The following is a 3392-nucleotide window of genomic DNA, read 5'->3' on the forward strand; positions in this document are numbered from 1 at the left end:
TGTACTTTCCTGAAATAGGTTGACTAAAAATTAATCAATTAATTACAGTCACTTATGAAAACACAAAAAGAACACTGGCTAAAAAAAAGCTACCAAAAAGTAACTTTAGAGACTAAACTTTTAGTCGTTGACCAAATCCTGAACGGCCAAGTATCCAAAAATTTCGCTTCTAAAAAGTATGACGTTCCCAGAACTACCATTAGCTATTGGATCAGAAAATATAGTACCTTAGTACAACAGAACACAGGCATGAGCAAAAACGATGAAATTAAAAAACTAAGGGAACGCATTGAAGAGCTGGAGTTTGTAAAAGACTTCCAGCAGGACATTATCGCTGAAATGGAACTTATTACAGGCGTTGATATGTCAAAAAACTCATTGCCCAAATCATTAGCAAAAGAGATAGAGCTAAAGAAGAAAAACCGTTTAAAAGAAAATGGCTCTATCAATGCTTTGGGATCACTAAGCAAGCCTTCCACAAACGACTCAAAACCCAGCAAAAAGAACTAATAGACCATCAGAAACTAATTGCAATGGTCAAGGACTACCGTAAAAAGGTAGGCTCTAAAACGGGTGGCATAAAGCTCTATGATGCCCTTAGACAAGACTTTATAAATGCGGATATCAAAATGGGCAGAGATAAGTTCTATCGGTTCCTAAGGCTGCATAAGCTATTGGTGCCCAAATCTAAAAATTACATTACCACAACAAACTCTAACCATATGTTCAAGAAATATAAAAACCTGGTAAAAGACCACGTTCCTACCCGACCGGAACAACTATGGGTAAGCGACATCACATATATTAAAACTGAAAATGGACACAATTATCTGGCCTTGGTAACAGACGCCTATTCCAAGCAGATTATGGGCTACAACCTGGACGACCATATGAGAACATCCCTCTGCACAGAGGCGCTCGCCATGGCCATCAAAAACAGAAAATATCCCAGTCAAAAGCTTGTTCACCACTCAGACAGAGGGTTCCAATACTGCAATCCCAAATACACCGAATTTGCAGAAAGCAATGGCATTACAATGAGCATGACCGAGCAATATGACCCATACGAAAATGCTGTTGCTGAACGCATTAATAGAACTTTGAAATATGAATATGGTCTGAAACAGACTATAAAAAATACAGAGTTGGCCAAGAAAATGACCCAGCAAGCTGTATATATCTATAACCATTTAAGAACCCATTTCAGCCTGGATCTAAGAAAACCAGCTGAAGTGCATTTAAACCCAAACATTAAATACAAATCATATCGAAAAAATAAAGTAGATTTACCTGAACTTACGATTTAAGAACGAACCTAGTCCAAAGGATTTTTTTGCCTTCTAAACGGCTAAAAAAAATCTTTTGGACGTGCAAAACAGACCCGAAAAAAGGTCAACCTATATCAGTATAATACAAAAAATCCAGCTAACATTTAAAAATCCAACGGAATGAACTGAAAAAGGGAATTGCGTAAGGAATTGAATAAATTTAACTTTTCAAAAGCTTCGGAATAAAATCTTTCGTGAAAAACATAACGTGCGGAAAGAAAAACCAACGCTCACTTAAAAAACTGACGAAAATATCTTCCTGAAAAAGTTTATCTAAATATCAGATAATTCTCTTTACTAATTCAATTTATTTTGACAATTAATTATTGTATTACAATAATTAATTGTTTATTTGCAGTAATTAATTAAATTTAGTCAGATGAAGAATGTCAAAATTATTTCTACAATTTTATTCTATATCACAAGAATTGTCGCCATATTATATATTTTGGTAACAATCTATTCGCTCTTTTCATTACTAACCGAATGGAGTTACATTCTTGAAGATAACGGAAACTATTTTGCGGTCTGTTATCCATTTACAGAGACTCGGTTTTTGCTCGGGGAGAATAATTGGAGCTATAAAACATTTGAATTTCTTATTCCAATTGGAGCCTATGGTATTTTCTTTCTTTTAGTAAGTAATGTTTTCAATGCTTTTAAACAGCCAAAACTGTTTACTTCCTATGGCATAAATCAATTAAAATGGTTCTGTTTGGCTAATATATTTGTGCCTTCATTTATAATTTTATTAGCTTCAATTTTCACGGATAAATTAGATGATGGATTACAATGGGCTGCTGTAATCCACTTTTTTATGGGCGTATTTGCATATTTCCTTTATGCTATTTTTAAGCAAGGTGTCAATTTACAGAACGAACAGGATTTATACATATAGTTATGGCGATAGTAGTAAACATAGACGTAATGCTTGCCAAACGAAAGATGCAAAGCAAAGAATTGGCAGAAATTCTGAATATCACCCCAGCTAATTTATCCATTTTAAAAACGGGTAAAGCCAAAGGATTTCGGTTTGATACTTTAGAAGCTATCTGCAAAGCATTGGAATGTCAACCAGGCGATGTTATGGAGTTTGTAGAAGAATAATTTTCAATCATTTATTTAGTTAAATATCAACTACTTAATTGAAGTTGTCAGGTAATACTTTGTCTAATTTTTAGCGTGAATCAATCATTATAATTCATCAAATCAATCAAATAATGAACAGTTTAAAAATCAAAAATCTCACAAAAACGTATGCCAATGGCGTAAAAGCGTTGAGCAATATTTCGCTTGAAATCGAAAACGGAATGTTTGGCTTATTGGGTCCAAATGGCGCAGGGAAATCGACCTTAATGAAAACTATTATTGGGTTGCAACAACCTGATAGCGGTTCAATTATATTCAATGATGAAAATATTGTTGAAAACCCAACATTCATTAAGAAACAATTGGGCTATTTGCCCCAAGATTTCGGTGTTTATCAAAATATATCAGGGTATGACTTGCTCAATCACTTGGCAATATTAAAAGGGTTAAATGATAAAGACACACGAATAGAACAAATATTGGCTCTACTCGAAAAGACTAATTTACTTGAACAAAAAAACAAAGCAGTTAGTACGTATAGTGGCGGAATGCGTCAGCGTTTTGGTGTAGCCCAAGCACTTTTAGGCAATCCAAGAATTATTATTGTAGATGAACCAACTGCTGGTTTAGACCCTGTGGAACGAAACCGTTTCAACAATTTGTTAAGTGAAATTGGCGAAAACATTGTTGTAATTCTATCAACACATTTGGTGGAAGATGTTAGAAATCTTTGCACTCAAATGGCAATTATCAATAAAGGAGAATTACTGGTAACTGGCAACCCTGAAAAGTTTATTGCTGAAATTAATGGTAAAGTTTGGAAGAAACACATCGATAAAAATAAACTTTCCGAATATCAAAATGAGTACGGCATTATTTCTACGCAACTGCAAGCTGGCAAGTTGAGCATTAAAGTTTTTTCCAACGAAAATCCGTTAAACGGATTTATGCAAACTGAAGCCGATTTAGAAGATG

Annotated in this window: 5 protein-coding genes; all 5 read left to right on the forward strand. The window is 34.3% G+C overall.

Features of this window, described 5'->3' with window-relative positions; genetic code table 11:
• Nucleotides 1-54: 54 nt before the first annotated feature.
• The gene (locus ESZ48_RS19090) at nt 55-510 is read left to right on the forward strand and encodes a helix-turn-helix domain-containing protein (RefSeq protein ID WP_223266522.1); all 456 of its coding nucleotides are present in this window, start codon (nt 55-57) and stop codon (nt 508-510) included.
• Nucleotides 459-1307, forward strand: a complete 849-nt coding sequence (locus tag ESZ48_RS19095; RefSeq protein ID WP_223266523.1) for an IS3 family transposase — start codon at nt 459-461, stop codon at nt 1305-1307. The genes ESZ48_RS19090 and ESZ48_RS19095 overlap by 52 nt, the downstream gene beginning before the upstream one ends.
• Before the next feature lie 400 nt (nt 1308-1707).
• Nucleotides 1708-2226, forward strand: a complete 519-nt coding sequence (locus ESZ48_RS19100) for a DUF2975 domain-containing protein (protein WP_129019101.1) — start codon at nt 1708-1710, stop codon at nt 2224-2226.
• 2 nt (nt 2227-2228) lie between these two features.
• Nucleotides 2229-2435, forward strand: a complete 207-nt coding sequence (locus tag ESZ48_RS19105) for a helix-turn-helix domain-containing protein (protein ID WP_129019102.1) — start codon at nt 2229-2231, stop codon at nt 2433-2435.
• 113 nt (nt 2436-2548) lie between these two features.
• On the forward strand, nt 2549-3392 hold an 844-nt coding region (locus ESZ48_RS19110; protein ID WP_145963515.1), incomplete at its 3' end, for an ABC transporter ATP-binding protein.

This window comes from Gelidibacter gilvus (assembly GCF_004115975.1).
GTDB lineage: Bacteria > Bacteroidota > Bacteroidia > Flavobacteriales > Flavobacteriaceae > Gelidibacter > Gelidibacter gilvus.